Here is a 13,900-nt window from a genome sequence, read left to right as displayed (position 1 = left end):
TTACCTTTTATATTCTTTATTGACCTAGATGGTCACTTGTAACTCAACTTTTGGGTTTTGAAATTTAGCGCCTTGTTTTAATTGTTCATACATCTCTGGATCAGACCACTCTAATCTGACTTGCTCTGAAAATTCAATACTTTCCAGATCCAGTTCACCCATTTGTGTATTTTGAATATCTTCCAAAAAGCTTTGTGCATAGCCTGTATCAGTTTCATGCACAATCACCGAATAAACCTCAACATCTCCTTCACCATTTTGGGTTTCAGTTGATTTTAAAACTTGCTGTGCCAAATAAAAGAAGATACGGGAAAACTGTTCTGCCGAAGGTGAAACAGGTAACGCCACCCAACGTGCACTAAATGTTTTACAGGCTTGAATATATTCAGCACTATCATCCTGCCAGAAACAAATCGCATGATCAAAACTATCAAATAATTCTTTGATGACCCCTTTGAGCAAACCAAAGTCATATACCATTTGCCCATGATCAAGCTTGGAAGCTTTAAGTATCAACTCAACTTTATAGCTATGACCGTGAATCGAACGTTTACAACGATCCGATGTACAATTTCGCACAATATGAGCATTTTCAAACTTAAATAACTTTCGGATTAACATGCGCCAAATTAAAAATAATGATCAACGGATTCTAATTATAAAGGAAAAAGTCGGAGCTTTACATTAATTTTAACGTTAATAGCAATAGTCAAAAAGTATCAGAACATTTATTTTTAGGTCAATTTTTCAACACTGATGAACGATCTTACTTTTTAATACTTTTAAAAAGGTGCCAAGCTTCTTGAATAGACAAAAACCTTTTTGTCCTTACGCATCAGACTACTACTAAACTGACGTTTACGTTCACTCAACATGACCTCTATATGTGCCTGAAAATAATTGGATTTAACATCGAGTAAAGACATCACCCGTTGTTTATTGTCTGGATCAATATTTTTAAATGCATCTAATGACCAGAGATCATTGACACTATTAAAATATTCCATTTTGGCAAATTTTGCCTTTAGTTGGTCATCAATCGCGTGTTGATCCAGTTTTTCATCAATACTTGCCAGAACTAGAGCAGGTGCCGTATTAATATTGATTTTTGTGGATTGTGTAGTGGGTAAAGCACTAATATAAGGTTTGATCAAATCAAAATTTTTACCCTCAAAACCGCGTACTCTTTTTAATTCTTCAATACTATGAAACTGGGTATTAGGTGCAAGATAAGGTGGCTGTAAACCTTGATAATACGAACTTTCCGCCCCCATTGCGCCAGTAGGTTGATCATCTGGATCTTGCCAATCAATGACAGCCTGACTTAGTTCTGCTGGTAACCCAACTCTGACCAATAACTTTTCAAACCATTTTTGAACATTTTCATCAGGTGTTCCATCCGCCTTCACCAAATTATTAAGATTGAATTTTCCAGATTCATCCTGCAACTCTCCAGAAATATAACCATCTTCCACAGGAAAAGCAGGCATCGGCTTAGCCCATGTCTCCCCTAAATGATCAACTTGCGCACTATCTTGAGCATCTTGCACCAAAAGCTCAGAAAAGAAAGCCTCCGCACTTTTGGCATAAAGCAAGGATTGATCTTGTCGAATCAGATAGGCTGTGTTTTCAGCAGTATTGCTTTGTTTTTTTGCAATTGTTGCGGCCAAAATTGTTGCTAACGCCACCATCACCAGAATTGTAATCAGTGCAATGCCTTGCTGATTCTTTATGCGGCTTCTCATCATGACGATTAATTCTGTCCAGTCTGATTAGTGGAATTGTGATTGGTATTATTCGTTGAATTATTATTGTTGCTTGATGCATCATTTTGTTGCTGCTTTAAAACAATAGCTTTAGTATCCAATAAGCTGTAAATCCATTCATATTCAGTTCCTACCATGATGACATTAATTTTTAAACCTGCGGGCAGAAGTTTTAAATTTTGAGTCTGAGTAAAATCTAAACTTGCATCAGGCCATTGATTTAAAGCCTGAGGATTCAATACATTAATTTGAAACTGTTCCACATTTTTCAATAGGATACTGGATTGAGGCTGTATACTATTGGGTAGATTCAAATCTGAATATTTTAAGCGATAGACTACTTTCTGCGAAGCATCATAGCGATACTCAATCCGCTCATAGGGCGACACCCCCTGCCCTAATGGATCAGTCACACCAGCTTTGCTAAACTGAAGTACATTATTATTCAGTGATAATGCTGGACGCATTTGTCCATTCATATTTGCCGTAAGTGGAATGATCTGTAAAGTATCTCGTAAAATTTGCTGATACGCGTCTTGTAAAATAAAAAGTTGCTCTTCGTGCTGAGCATTTCGATCTTTAGTCTTGATGAGATAATCAAAAACTTTCCAACCTAATGCAGACAATACTGCAAATATCGCAATCGCGACCAAAAGCTCAACCAACGTAAATCCTGAGCAGCGATTAGCAAAACATCGTTTTGCCGCTGCGCAAGGTGAGAAGCTATGCTTCGAGTCGCGAGGTTTTAATCGAGCAACGCTCAATCCTGTCACCACAAGATGAGAAGCTTTACTTCGATTCCGATAATGTGAGCAAGGCATGAAGCCAGTGGTAAAGTGGCAAGATTTAAACTGAGTAATACAGCGTCTAAAAGCAATTACTTCAAAACATGATTGATTATTTTCTTTTATTTTCATTGTGTTTTTACTTGTTGAGGATAATTAAAAAACACAACATTGGTAATGCCAGATTCGACCTTACCTTGTTCAGTATTAAATAAACTGACTTGTATTTCAACGCGCTGCACATTAGGGCTGATCGTAGATTCAGAACGTTTATCAATTTGCCATGTTTCACCCTGAGACGTGATTTGCTTAGACTCAGTTCCAGTCAACCATTGTTTATTAATTTCCATTTGAGCCGCCTCATTCATGGCAACAAATTGGGCTTTGGTTCTTAAAATGGCATTTGCAGTGGACTGAGTGTATTGCATACCCACTTTTGTCACAGCAACGGCTGCAATTGCAAAAATAGCCAGAGCCACCATGACTTCAAGTAACGTAAATCCTGAGCGAGGATTAACAAAGCAAAGCTTTGTCCGAGCGCAAGATGATAAGCTACGCTTCGAATGGCGAGGACTAACAAAACATAGTTTTGCCGCTCTGCAAGACGAAAAGCTCTGCTTCGAGTGACAAGGTTTAAATCGAGTAACGCTTGATCTAAAAGGCAGCGCTTCGCAAGAATAATAAGAAGCTATGCGTCGAATACGAGGATGAGCACAACAATAGAATCCAGAAGTGGGCTTATTGGTTTTCATTAATATTACCCAAATGATCAACCTCAATTGGATCACCAACAGGGTTTTGTTCAAAATAAAACTGGATTCGTACTGGTTTTACTTCACCATTGCCAAACCAAATTAATTTGGGAGCTTGTTGATTAATTAAATCCTGTTGAGTTGCATTCTGATAGTTTTGATCAACAGATTCAATATTAAACGCGACTCTTTCAGGTAATACTCTGACAGGAAATTCCGAATAAGGTTGCCATTTTTTATCTTCCTGAATAACTGTTTGAGTACGAAGGTCATGATATTCAGCCAACTCATAGCTAAATGGAGCAACATCTGTCGCATTATGAGTTAATAGAGCAAAAATACGGGATTGATCAACCGATTCTTTATTGATTTTTTTTAAATCGAGAATAAAAAATTCACGTGCTTGCATTGCTTTACGCTGATCGACCCCACTGATATTTAATAAAATCAGCGAAGCCAAAATCGCGATAATAACAATGACCACCATCAACTCGATCAACGTAAATCCTGAGGCAGGTTTAAATCGAGCAACGCTCGATCTGAGAAGCAACGCTTCGCAAGAAGGCTGAGAAGCTATGCTTCGAGTATGAGGCTGAACCCAAGACGAAAAGCTATGCTTTGAGTGGTGAGGATTAAATCGAGTGTAACTCGGTCGCACCGTAAGACCGAAAACTTTGCTTGAGGTGTGATAAGCAAAACCACTACGCTTCGCTACATCTTGCGAAATACATTTCTCATTTGCAACTGCGCAAGACGAGAAGCTATGCTTCGCGTGTTCGTCCTGATTAGGCATATTGTTCATGGATAAGCTTGGGCATAGCTAAAGCCTGATCAATATAAGCAATGCGCAAAGTATCTCTGGAACCCAAATAACGCTGATAAAAACTCGAATTTAAAATAGCGGCTGCACCATGTGTAAGCGACCAAATTCCAGCCAAATAATCACGTGTGGTCATTGAGCTTTGGATTGACTCCAGATAAGTATCTGTCATACCAATAATAATACGTAAACGTTTCTTACGAATCTGATAAAGCTCTTGAAAAAGTTGCTGTATCCCTTGTCCAGTTGTCGACAAACGCTCTTCAATCTGATGAAACATCACAGTACGTTCAGGATGATGCAAATGATGCAACATAAAAAAAGCTAAATGCTCCTGAAAAGTCTTTTGCGTATCCTGCACCATTTCGTGCAACATCTTTTCATTACGAATGATCAATAAAATATACAGTTCATCTTTACTTTGAAAGTGCTTATAAAGCGTGCCTTTAGCAAGATCAAGCTCCGCTGCCAAAGCATCAAGTGTCATACCTGCTTCGCCATTTTCCAATAGGAGTTGTTCTGCAACCTGAAATATCAATATTTCTCTTGCTCGAAACTGAGCCTGACGATCCATCTTCACGCAATAACTCTCTTACTTTAGCTTTCGTTTAATTCAACTATTTCATATTCAGAAGATTTTCAAAGTTTTGGCGAGTAATAGCTGCCATTTCTTCTAGAGGTTTATCATATACATCACTTAAAGCTTTGGCTACAAATGGCACATATTTTGGTTCATTTGATTTACCACGATAAGGCATAGGTGCCAAATAGGGGCTATCTGTTTCGATTAACACTCGATCAAGTGGCACTTGTTTAGCGACATCTCGTAAATCTTGCGCATTTTTAAAGGAAATAATGCCTGAAAAGGAAATATAGTAACCACAATCTAGCGCTGCTTTTGCCGTTTCCCAATCTTCAGTGAAACAATGCAAAATACCATGTGTCGAATGTTCTGCACGAATAATATCAATGGTATCTTGCTTAGCAGAACGAGTATGCACCACCACTGGTTTTTTCACAATTTTAGATGCCGCAATATGTCGGGCAAAACATTGCTTTTGTTGTGCTACAAATTCAGTACTGTGATAATAATCAAGCCCCGTTTCGCCTAATGCCCAAACTTTATCAGATTGTGCCAATTCAACCAGAAATTCAGTGGTCGCTCGTGCCATCGTGGCTGCATCTTCACAGGGATGCACACCAACCGTATATCCCACATCATCATGGCGTTCGGCGATTTGAGCAAGTTGAAGATGATCATCCAGATCAACTGAAATACTCATAAACTTGGATACACCTGCTTGACGCGCCTGTGCCAAGGCCTGATCCAAATCTCCATCATAAGCTGTCAAATCCAGCATGGTCAGATGACAATGAGTATCTACAAACACAATTTTTTCCTATTTTTTACATGGTGAAATTAGGACGATCAGATACACTACCCGCCAAAAGCTTCTCTGCTTCATTTTTGTAGTAGATTCCCTTTTCGCCACTGAGTTGAATCGCAAAACCATGCGGTTTAACCCCAGTTTGTTTACGCGAAATCCAGATCACTTTTCCAGTGAGTGGAATCTTTTGCGACTGCTCAGGCAAGGTAGCCAGTACAAATATCTCATCACCTAGCTTGACAGCTTGCTTGGAAGGAATAAATAAACCACCACCTTGCACAAAACTCATATAACTGGCTTGCAAGGTTGCACGATCAGGAATATTTAACTGAATAATTCCGCCCATCATACGTGGTTCCATTCTACTTCCCCTTTATTTAACATTCATTAATTTTATAAAAAGTTGATCCAAAACCAGATTGGTTTGTACATTTTGCTCAACCAATTGCTTGGCATGTTGTATTTCTGCATAGATTTCAAACAATTGCTCAAGCGTATAGGCTGGCACGATTTGATCAAAAGACAGATCAATGTTTTTGATTGATTGATTGAGCTTGACACAAATTAGATCACCCAACAAGTACTCCAACATAGCAATAAAATCATTAAAGCTCAGCTCTTTTGACCATTTGGTTGCGAGCATTATGGGTCTATTTTTCTGTATGACCAAATTTGTCCAATCAGCCATAAAGTCAGTACGCTTATTTAACCAATCACTTTCTGCTAACTGTAACGCACTTAAGGGCATAGCGCCCGTAAGATTCAAAAGTAAGTTGATTTGTTCTACCGAAAGTTCAGGCTGTTCATTTTGAATATATTGCAATGCTTGCTCAGGTGAAATTCGATCCAGTGCAAAGTGCTGCAAACGACTACGAATAGTCGCAAGTAATTTTAAATAATGATCTGCCAATAAAATTAAAATGATACGTTCACCCGGCTCTTCGAGTGTTTTTAAGAGCGCATTGGACGAAGCAATATTCAAAGCTTCCGCGGGTTCAATCACAATCACACGCCAGCCATCTACGGTTTGTTGCACAAAAGGCAATAGCTCACGTATTTTCTCAATTTTGATCTTGGCATTTTGTTTTTTATTGTCTTCATCGGTACTGATATGTACATAATTGGGATGTGTATCGGACTTTAACCACTGACAACTTACGCATTCACCACATGCTGCTTGAGCCTGTTTATTAGAACAGAGAATCCAAGCTAAAAAATGCTGGGCAAATTCATGTTTCCCACAACCATTTTTGCCATAAAACAAGAGACCATGACCCACTTCTGGGAATCGGCTGGTGAGCGTCTCCCATACATTTTGTTGCCACGGATAAACAGTTTGCATCAAATCATCCAAAATTATTGAAAGCTTGAAACGGGCATCGCGTTTAAACGCTCTAAATCCGCCAAAGTGTCCACACCCGGTGGCAGATTGGCTTCTGCAATCGCAATCGCGATTCGATGACCATTTTCTAGCACACGCAACTGCTCAAGACTTTCAAGTTTTTCTAATGTGCCCTGTTCCCAAGTCACATATTCCTGTAACAAACTGACCCGATAAGCATACAACCCCAAATGACGATAAGCATGTGCATGTAGTTGTTGGGTGTGCTGTTGTGCCGCATCACGGTCATAAGGAATCGTTGCACGACTAAAATATAGCGCTTCATTGCCTTTAGACATGACGACTTTCACAATACTGTTACGCTGAAATTCCTCCAACTGGTGAATCGGCTCACATAAGGTCGACATGGAACAATTTGGTTTTTCAACCAATAACTGACTCACCTGTTGCACTAATTTAGCAGGCAACAAAGGTTCGTCACCTTGCACATTAACAATAATGTCATCACTTGCCCAGCCTTTGATTCGTGCAACTTCACTTAAACGATCTGTACCAGAAGGATGTTCCGTACTGGTCATCACGACATCAATATTTTCTGTACGACAAATATGAGCAATACGTTCATCATCTGTGGCCACGCAGTAATCATCAAAACCTTGAACTTTTTTTGCCTGATCAACAACACGTAAAATCATGGCACGACCATGAATCTCTAAAAGAGGTTTCCCAGGTAAACGTGAGCTAGCAAAACGAGCAGGAATGACGATGTGTTTCATTTAAATTTCCTGAGGCAGAGAAATACCCAACTGTTGTAATTGAGCGTCAATTAATTGGTAACAATCTTGAGAAAGGATTGCCTCTACAGGCACGACCCAAATTTCAGTAGCAAAATCTGGATACTGTTGAAGCAAAGCTAAAATCTTTACAGCATCTTTTTCAGTAGTAATAATGGGGTTGTGATCATCAAACTGTAAATCTTCAATTTCATAATCATAATGATCGGGAAATTCGTGACATTGAAATTCCTGAATGCCAATCGATTCAAGCGTTTTATAAAAACGCTGCGGAAAACCAATAGCAACTACTGCATAAAACTGGTCTTGCGGATTAAATAAATTTGCAGCATTTTTGGATGGATTTAACAAATACGGCTGACCTGCTTGAAGGTGCATATTTAAGCTCGACTGCGATTGTACTCCATGTTCAATAACAGTCCCCTTTTCTAAACGTGATTTGGGTTCACGTAAATAACCTTCGGGTAACAGTTTTTCATTGCCCAAGCCGCGATTAAGATCCAGTACAATCCATTCAATTTGTCGATCTAAGGCCCAATGTTGTAAGCCATCATCACTGATAATGAGATCAATCTCATATTTACTTAACAGTAATTGAATTGCTGCTTCACGGTCTGCTCCTACAGCCATCGGCACATGTGTAGATTGAACAATTAAACACGGCTCATCGCCCACTTCGTCAGGTTTGGAACTCATATCTACGAAAGCAGGAAAAGGACCTTGACCACCATAACCACGACTGATCACACCGACTTTAAGCTGTCGCTGCATCAGATATTTGATCAGTTGGATTAATAGAGGCGTTTTACCGCTCCCACCTACCGTAATATTACCAATCACCATCACAGGTACGGGTGCGGTATATACTGCTTTTACGCCAGTTTGATAAAGCTTGTGATTAAAACTTGAACCTACCCAATATAAACATGACAGTGGACGTAACAAAATTAGCCATTTTGCTTGTTTATTCCACGCATCCTGAATTATTTGGGCAAAAGACATGCGGACTAATCCTCGAAATTACGCTGGTGTAATTGATAGTAAGCGCCATGTTTAGCCAGTAATTCCGAATGTGTACCTTGCTCCACAATACGACCTTTATCCATCACCACAATTCGATCTGCATTTTCAATCGTCGACAAACGATGTGCAATCACAATGGTGGTACGATCTTGCTGCATCGCCTGATCAAAAGCTTTTTGGATAAAATGCTCAGATTCATTATCCAGTGCACTTGTCGCTTCATCCAAGATCAAAATCGGAGCATCTTTTAGGATCGCTCGGGCAATCGCGATACGCTGACGCTGACCACCCGATAGATTCAATCCCTGAGCGCCAAGAACAGTGTCATAACCTTGTGGTAAGTTCATGATAAAATCATGTGCATAAGCAGCTTTTGCCGCAGCGATAATATCTTCTTCTTTTGCACCTTCAAGCTGTCCATACGCAATATTTTCGCGCACTGTACGATTAAACAACACTACTTGCTGATTCACCATCGCAACCTGACGGCGCAAAGTAGGCAAATCGATATCTTCAATACGAAGATCGTCCAGATAAATTTGACCACTAGTCGTTTCCTGAAAACGCACCAACAAATTCACCAAAGAAGTTTTACCTGCACCAGAACGCCCGACCAAAGCTATCGTTTCACCTGATTTGATATTGAGCGTAAAATCCTGAATGGCATGAACATCTGATTTATACACCAGACCCACATGATCAAAACGAATATTACCTTTCAATTCAGGCTTCAAAGTTCCTGTATTTTTTTCTTCAGGTAGATCCAATAATTCAAAAACAGAATAAGCTGCTGCAATACCGCGTTGTATCTTTTCATTAACATCGGTCAGATTTTTTATAGGCTTTGCGAGCAAGCCGGCAGCCGTAATATAGGCCACAAACTCACCCGCAGTCGTATTACCCAAAATTTGTGGCCGCAATGCCAACCAGACGATTAAACTCATGGCAAATGCCATTACTAATTGTACCAGTGGCGAGTTCATGTTTTGAACTACCACCATTTTCAAACCACGTTTGAGGTTTTCCTGAGAAGATTTATAAAAGCGCTGTTGTTCTGAGGCCTCGCCATTAAAGGTTTTGACCACTGAATTACCATTGATACTTTCCTGTACCACGTGATTCACATCACCCATGGTATTTTGTACTTGAATCGAAAGTTTACGCATTCTTTTAGATGCTTTACGAACAAGCAAACCAATCAAAGGCATAAAAATTAGAATACACAGAGTCAAACGCCAGTTCGAGTAAAAAAGATAACCCAATAAACCAATGGTAATAAAACCTTCTTTAACAATGGTCGTCAGCGATTCAGAAGATGCAGCCGTGAGTTGCTCTACGTTATACATGATCTTGGCAGTAATATGCCCTGACGAATTATCCAGATAATATTGTGAAGGCAAACACAACAGTTTTGCATAGACATCCTGACGAATACTAAAGATCAAACTGCGTGAGATGACAGCGGTAAAATAACTGCCCATGAACAAGCCCAGACCACGAAAGAAAACCAACAACACTATAAGGGCTGGAAACCAATCAAGATTTTGTCGACTACCTTCCTGAATTGCATCAATGATATATTTTAATAACTTGGCAACTGACACCTCAGTTGCAGCATTGATCGCAAAACCAACCAATACTAATAATGCAATGCCCCAAAAGGGTTTTAGATAGGATAGTAGACGAAGATAAATCTTAAAATCTTGCTTCACTCAGTAAAACCTCTGGAAGGAACTTTTGTACTAATGTTGATGTTAACAAAACCAAGCTGTCCTGCCACATCCATCACGCGAATCACATCCTGATGCGTCGCTTTGGCATCAGCGGCGATGACAAACATTAAATCACGACGATCATGTGCAGCCTGTTTAATTGCACTACTTAAATCAGAACTACTCTGACTAGAAATGGCTTGACCATTGACCATGTAATGCCCCGAAGAGTCTACCATGACCTCGATTTTTTGATCGTATTGTTTTGGTGGAACCCCTTGTGCATCGGGTAAAGTCAGATTAATTCGACTATTTTGTGCAAAGGTCGTAGAAAGCAACAAAAACACCAAAATAAACAGTAGACAATCAATCATCGGTGTCAGATTGATATGAATATCTTCAACTTGCGGGCGCTTAAATTTCATAATATCCCGCCCTAGCCTACTCGACGTTGCTCAAATGCATTTGACTGCGAAGGTTTGAAAAAAAGTGCGGCATGGAAAAGAGTCGCTTGTTGTTCAAGCTCCGCGATGTATTCATGCACAAGACGCTGAAAATAACGATACGCCATTAACGCTGGAATTGCGATCAACATCCCCACAGCGGTAGTGATCAACGCTTTAGAAATACCAGGAATCATTAAAGTTGGACTACTACTCGATCCAATATCAATCACTAGAAAGGATTCGATGATTCCAACGACTGTACCCAAAAGACCAAGTAAAGGCGCAACAGCACTCATCGTTCCCAAAAAGTTAATATTACGTTCCAGATACCCAATTTCCTGAGAGGCGGTAACTTCCATTTGTGCTTTGGCAAATTGCTCGCCCATACTCTGGTTTTCAATACCAGCTTTTAAAATTCGTCCTAAAGGACTGGTTTGCAAGGCTTGGTTTTGCTGCAATTGCACAATGACCTGATCAACCGAATGAGAACTTGAAGACATGAGGGCGCTTGGCAAAACTGCTGATCGTTTCAGGCGAATAAAACGTTCGATACTAATCGCCACAGTAAAAATAGAACATAGAATGAGGGGCAGCATCAACCAGCCCCCTGCCTTAACTAATTCCCACATGCTGTACTTCCCCAATGACTACAAAAAATTTAAAAGGTCAGCATAGACTAATCGGTTAAGCAAATATTTAAAATACCATCTAACTCATCAAGTGAATGATAGTGAATGACCAGTTTGCCTTTTCCTTGTTTATTGTGATCGATTTTTACATTTGCACCAAAACGCTCAGATAATTTTTGGGTCAATTGCTCGATATCTGGCGAAATCACAGCCTGAGGTTTGTCTTGTTTTGGCTCATTCCATTCACGAACCAGTTGCTCTGTTTGACGTACTGAAAGACTTTTTTCGATGACAATTTTGGCGACTGCCATTTGATCTTTGGCCTTTAACGCCAAAATCGCACGGGCATGCCCCATATCCAATTGACCTTCCTGCATCAGATTTTTGATGGCATCATCCAGACTGAGTAAACGCAGTAAATTACTAACCGTGGTACGTGCCTTACCCACGGTTTCTGCAATTTCTTGATGACTTAAACCAAACTCGTCGTGAAAACGTTGTAAAGCCAATGCTTGATCAATTGGATTGAGATCCTGACGCTGAATGTTTTCAATCAATGCCAATGCAATCGCTACCTGATCATTCAAATCACGAACAATCGCAGGAATTTCTTTTAAACCTGCCAATTGTGCTGCGCGCCAACGACGTTCACCCGCAATGATTTCATACGGATATTGTTCATCCTCAATCGGACGAATCACAATCGGCTGCATCACACCATGTTTTTCAATCGATGCTGCAAGCTCTTTTAAGTCTTGTTCCTGTATAAAGCGACGTGGCTGGTATTCCCCACGTTTCAGTAGATTAACATCAATCTGTTTGAGCTGACCATGATCAATCGCCTGTGCTTCTATTTGTAACTTTTCCTTTTGAATAGAGCCGAGAAGTGCATCCAGACCACGACCTTTTGCCAATCCGCGTTTTTTTGTGGTCATGCGTGACTCCCTTTTTTCACTTTACTTTTTTTTAACATTTCAGCAGCAAGATTTAAATAAGCCACTGCACCTTTGGAGCTTTTCTCGAAATAAATAATCGGCAAACCGTGTGCAGGTGCTTCAGCAAGACGAACATTACGCGGAATGACCGTATCATAGAGTTTTTTGCCAAAAAATTGTTCTAATTCAGCAGAAACATCACGAGTCAAAGCATTACGTGCATCGTACATGGTGCGTAGTACACCAATAATTTGTAGCTCAGGATTCAATGCCTGTTGAATACGATCAATGGTCTGAGTTAAATCGGCTAAACCTTCAAGCGCATAATATTCGCACTGCATCGGAATCATAACCCCATCTACAGCAGCAAGTGCGTTAACGGTAATTAGACTCAGACTAGGCGCACAGTCGATGATGATATAATCAAAAGCATCACGAACACTATCTAGCGCTTTTTTTAGAATAAATTCACGCCCTTCCTGATCCGCAATCGCAAGCTCTACACCCGAAAGCTCACGGTTTGAACCCAGCACTTTATAACCTACTTCAGATTTTGTGATTGCAGTTTCGACAGGAACTTCACCGAGCAATACATCGGTGATGGAATACAGCAAATCATTTTTCTGCACACCAGACCCCATAGTGGCATTGCCCTGTGAGTCCATATCCACTAAAAGTACGCGTTTTTTTAATACAGCCAATGAGGCAGCCAGATTCACAGCGGTCGTGGTTTTACCTACGCCGCCTTTTTGATTGGCTATTGCAATAATCTGAGCCATAGTTACCCCAATTTAAGATTGTTTTTGTTCAAGTAAAAGCAAATGACGTTGTTCATCTAAACGCGGCACTTGCAACTCAATCACCTGACACGAAAATTCATGTTGCATTTGCTGCATTTCTTCTAAAGGAACCAAACCTTTCATCGCAGCGATGATACTACTTTGATGCATGTACGGCCGTGCGGCATTGACAAAATCAGTCAGTGAAGCAAATGCACGACTGGTAATTACATCGAATTGCCCCAATTCACCAATCGAATCTTCATTTTCTACACGTGTTTGGACAGCAATCACATTTTTTAATTTTAAATCTGCAATAAACTGTTTTAAAAATCGAATCTTTTTACCATTTGAATCTAGCAATACACAGCAACGTTCTGGCTGGCACAATGCAATGATCATACCCGGCATACCGCCACCTGTACCGACATCGAGTAAACGACCTTCAGGTAAATCTTTTAAGATACTTAGACTATCCAATAAATGCTTCACCAACATTTCTTTCGGATCCCGTATCGCCGTGAGATTATAGGCTTTATTCCAGAGCACCAATGCATCTTGATATTTCAACAACAGATTTAAAGCATCATCGCTCAGGTCTAAACCTAAAGCCTGACTGCCCTGTTTTAATTCGTGGAAAAAAGGATGCATATCCGTGGAACATCTCTAAAAAGTTAGTTGCAGTATACCTATTTCTCTACTCAAAAGTAGTGGTCAACGATTAGCGTT

Annotated in this window: 17 protein-coding genes; all 17 read right to left on the bottom strand. The window is 40.0% G+C overall.

The features are described 5' to 3' along the window. Positions 1 to 24: 24 nt before the first annotated feature. The 17 genes from J500_RS01160 to rsmG all read right to left on the bottom strand — a co-directional run bounded on the left by J500_RS01160 (position 25) and on the right by rsmG (position 13,822). Entirely contained in the window at positions 25 to 621 is a 597-nt protein-coding gene (locus J500_RS01160) for a 6-pyruvoyl trahydropterin synthase family protein (protein ID WP_004997169.1), read from the bottom strand. A 161-nt stretch (positions 622 to 782) separates the two neighbouring features. Then, positions 783 to 1,748, bottom strand: coding sequence for a type II secretion system minor pseudopilin GspK (gene gspK, locus J500_RS01155; RefSeq protein ID WP_004997166.1), 966 nt, complete (start codon positions 1,746 to 1,748; stop codon positions 783 to 785). 5 nt (positions 1,749 to 1,753) lie between these two features. Then, a complete protein-coding gene (locus tag J500_RS01150) occupies positions 1,754 to 2,587 on the bottom strand; it encodes a type II secretion system protein GspJ (protein ID WP_373866485.1) in 834 nt (277 codons plus the stop codon). A 92-nt stretch (positions 2,588 to 2,679) separates the two neighbouring features. Further along, on the bottom strand, positions 2,680 to 3,033 hold the full coding sequence (locus tag J500_RS17645) for a type II secretion system protein GspI (protein WP_004997163.1): 354 nt from the start codon (positions 3,031 to 3,033) through the stop codon (positions 2,680 to 2,682). 256 nt (positions 3,034 to 3,289) lie between these two features. After that, positions 3,290 to 3,853, bottom strand: coding sequence for a type II secretion system protein (locus J500_RS01140; RefSeq protein ID WP_034697754.1), 564 nt, complete (start codon positions 3,851 to 3,853; stop codon positions 3,290 to 3,292). Positions 3,854 to 4,088: 235 nt separating this feature from the next. Next, a complete protein-coding gene (locus J500_RS01135; protein WP_004997159.1) occupies positions 4,089 to 4,697 on the bottom strand; it encodes a TetR/AcrR family transcriptional regulator in 609 nt (202 codons plus the stop codon). A 43-nt stretch (positions 4,698 to 4,740) separates the two neighbouring features. Then, the gene (locus J500_RS01130; protein WP_004997157.1) at positions 4,741 to 5,514 is read right to left on the bottom strand and encodes a TatD family hydrolase; all 774 of its coding nucleotides are present in this window, start codon (positions 5,512 to 5,514) and stop codon (positions 4,741 to 4,743) included. Positions 5,515 to 5,530: 16 nt separating this feature from the next. Beyond that, positions 5,531 to 5,872: a PilZ domain-containing protein gene (locus J500_RS01125; RefSeq protein WP_004989449.1), complete on the bottom strand. Its 342-nt coding sequence runs from the start codon at positions 5,870 to 5,872 to the stop codon at positions 5,531 to 5,533. Positions 5,873 to 5,884: 12 nt separating this feature from the next. Beyond that, positions 5,885 to 6,853 carry a DNA polymerase III, delta' subunit gene (locus J500_RS01120; RefSeq protein WP_004997153.1) on the bottom strand — a complete coding sequence of 323 codons (969 nt, stop codon included), beginning with the start codon at positions 6,851 to 6,853 and terminating at the stop codon, positions 5,885 to 5,887. A 14-nt stretch (positions 6,854 to 6,867) separates the two neighbouring features. Continuing rightward, positions 6,868 to 7,629 (bottom strand): 3-deoxy-manno-octulosonate cytidylyltransferase, encoded by a 762-nt coding sequence (gene kdsB / locus J500_RS01115; protein ID WP_004989453.1) that lies wholly within the window; start codon positions 7,627 to 7,629, stop codon positions 6,868 to 6,870. Further along, positions 7,630 to 8,649 carry a tetraacyldisaccharide 4'-kinase gene (gene lpxK, locus J500_RS01110; protein ID WP_004997151.1) on the bottom strand — a complete coding sequence of 340 codons (1,020 nt, stop codon included), beginning with the start codon at positions 8,647 to 8,649 and terminating at the stop codon, positions 7,630 to 7,632. Positions 8,650 to 8,654: 5 nt separating this feature from the next. Then, a complete protein-coding gene (gene msbA, locus J500_RS01105; RefSeq protein ID WP_004989457.1) occupies positions 8,655 to 10,382 on the bottom strand; it encodes a lipid A export permease/ATP-binding protein MsbA in 1,728 nt (575 codons plus the stop codon). Further along, positions 10,379 to 10,807 carry an ExbD/TolR family protein gene (locus J500_RS01100; RefSeq protein ID WP_004989460.1) on the bottom strand — a complete coding sequence of 143 codons (429 nt, stop codon included), beginning with the start codon at positions 10,805 to 10,807 and terminating at the stop codon, positions 10,379 to 10,381. Before J500_RS01100 ends, msbA begins: the two co-directional genes overlap by 4 nt. An 11-nt stretch (positions 10,808 to 10,818) precedes the next feature. Then, the gene (locus tag J500_RS01095) at positions 10,819 to 11,457 is read right to left on the bottom strand and encodes a MotA/TolQ/ExbB proton channel family protein (protein WP_004989462.1); all 639 of its coding nucleotides are present in this window, start codon (positions 11,455 to 11,457) and stop codon (positions 10,819 to 10,821) included. 47 nt (positions 11,458 to 11,504) lie between these two features. Next, positions 11,505 to 12,392 carry a ParB/RepB/Spo0J family partition protein gene (locus tag J500_RS01090; RefSeq protein WP_004997150.1) on the bottom strand — a complete coding sequence of 296 codons (888 nt, stop codon included), beginning with the start codon at positions 12,390 to 12,392 and terminating at the stop codon, positions 11,505 to 11,507. Further along, positions 12,389 to 13,171, bottom strand: a complete 783-nt coding sequence (locus J500_RS01085; protein WP_004997149.1) for a ParA family protein — start codon at positions 13,169 to 13,171, stop codon at positions 12,389 to 12,391. The genes J500_RS01090 and J500_RS01085 overlap by 4 nt, the downstream gene beginning before the upstream one ends. 12 nt (positions 13,172 to 13,183) lie before the next feature. Then, on the bottom strand, positions 13,184 to 13,822 hold the full coding sequence (gene rsmG / locus J500_RS01080) for a 16S rRNA (guanine(527)-N(7))-methyltransferase RsmG (protein ID WP_004989469.1): 639 nt from the start codon (positions 13,820 to 13,822) through the stop codon (positions 13,184 to 13,186). Positions 13,823 to 13,900 lie beyond the last annotated feature (78 nt).

This window comes from Acinetobacter sp. 479375 (assembly GCF_000581715.1).
GTDB lineage: Bacteria > Pseudomonadota > Gammaproteobacteria > Pseudomonadales > Moraxellaceae > Acinetobacter > Acinetobacter ursingii.
This window is presented reverse-complemented; position numbering and strand designations above follow the sequence as displayed.